The sequence below is a fragment of the Escherichia sp. MOD1-EC5950 genome (assembly GCF_002965345.1).
Classification (GTDB): Bacteria; Pseudomonadota; Gammaproteobacteria; order Enterobacterales; family Enterobacteriaceae; genus Escherichia; species Escherichia marmotae.
This window is the reverse complement of record NZ_PTSR01000091.1, coordinates 1-1,380: the sequence shown is the minus strand read 5'-3', so window position 1 is coordinate 1,380 and position 1,380 is coordinate 1. Positions and strand designations below refer to the sequence as shown.

At 48.3% G+C, this 1,380-nt stretch carries 1 protein-coding gene and 2 pseudogenes; 1 reads left to right on the top strand and 2 read right to left on the bottom strand.

What is annotated here, in order from left to right:
* A partial coding sequence (locus BEA93_RS24340; protein WP_157945152.1) for an IS3 family transposase occupies window positions 1-118 on the top strand: 118 nt, incomplete at its 5' end.
* A 59-nt stretch (window positions 119-177) separates the two neighbouring features.
* On the opposite strand, the pseudogene BEA93_RS24335 reads toward BEA93_RS24340, so the two are convergent.
* Together BEA93_RS24335 and BEA93_RS26260 are read right to left on the bottom strand one after the other, a co-directional pair.
* Window positions 178-276 (bottom strand): annotated as a pseudogene (locus BEA93_RS24335) (AbrB/MazE/SpoVT family DNA-binding domain-containing protein); the annotation flags it as partial.
* A gap of 92 nt (window positions 277-368) precedes the next feature.
* Window positions 369-993, bottom strand: a pseudogene (locus BEA93_RS26260) (lysostaphin resistance A-like protein).
* Window positions 994-1,380: the final 387 nt, after the last annotated feature.

Genomic DNA, 1,380 nt, shown 5'->3' with positions numbered 1-1,380 from the left:
AGAAAAGTTCATGCAGCAAGTGGATGCTTACATCAGATGGTATAACGAGCGGCGTATAAAATTATCGCTGGGTGCAGTCAGCCCTGAAATGTACCGCCAACAATGCGGGCTGGAATGATAAAGCAGTCCAGGAAATCGTCCGCATCACCATAACGGTCAAACATCGTGGCGTTGACAAACTTCATTATCTGTACCCAGAGACAGCGCATTCAGCAGTGCCGGTGGGACGGTCAGCATAACTGAGCCGCCAGCCTTCTTCAGTCGGGTGGTATGCATTCTTCACCCCCATAAAAGTTATATTTAAATATAACATCCACTAAAAAAACACACCAGGCTTTAACGCGCAATGTTTAATAAAAATATAACTTTCAACCAAACAGTAAACCCAGCGTGGTTGCTTCCATATGCAGCAATACCGGCAGCAGCAGGCCACCACTTCTGATCCTAGTCGCTGATGTAATCAACCCCACCAAGAACAGTTCTACCAGTGTCAGCAGGTTCTGATACTGGCTGTGCGCGGTGACGTACAACAACGACGTTATCAGCGCCCCCAGCCACATCGTCCAGCAGTACCGTGAACGGAAGACGTTTAGCATAATCCCCCGGAACAGCGTTTCCTCATTCAGCGGGGCAAGGATAAAGATGGCCAGCAACGTCAGGTATGGACTTATCGGCAAAAAGTCTCGTTATAAATGGCTCAGCAGGCAGAGCTAGCACCTTACCGAGCAGAAATTCACCGACATACACCGCGGCCACCGCACCGACCAGCCACGGTACGCCAACGTTGCGCAGCTAACCAAAGATCGGTAGCGGAGCTATCCAACGGAGGTATACTAGGAAAACACACAGCAGAACAGCACCATGACTGAAGAACAAATAGTTTTTTCCTGACCTATAAAACAGAACTGCCTGCTCCATGACAAATCTGGCTCCCCAGCTAATGCCCCATGCAGCCAGCATAACCAGCAGATATTGATTACGTGTCTGAATCATTGCATCTCCTGTAAATTTTTAACTTGTCCTATTTTTGTCATTACCACGTATATACACATGTATATCAATTCAGATATCGTCACCAGGATATGCCGCACCAGCGGCATGGAAGGAGGCACTCAGTTGTTTCATATGACACTGGAGTAAAACCGCCGAAGCCCGGCATAAGCCGGTACTGATTGATAGCTTTCACCTTACCCATCCCCAGCCCTTGTATGTAATAGGGCTCGATGGCTAGCTACCATCATATGAAGCAGAGTGAGCTTGTCCCAGCCCTGAACAGTCAGACTTTGATTAGCAGCAAAAGCCCTCTGCTTCACCTTTCACGCCAGCATTAACATTGAACGGTTGCCAAGAGCGATGACTCTGCATGTACAAGGGGAATAG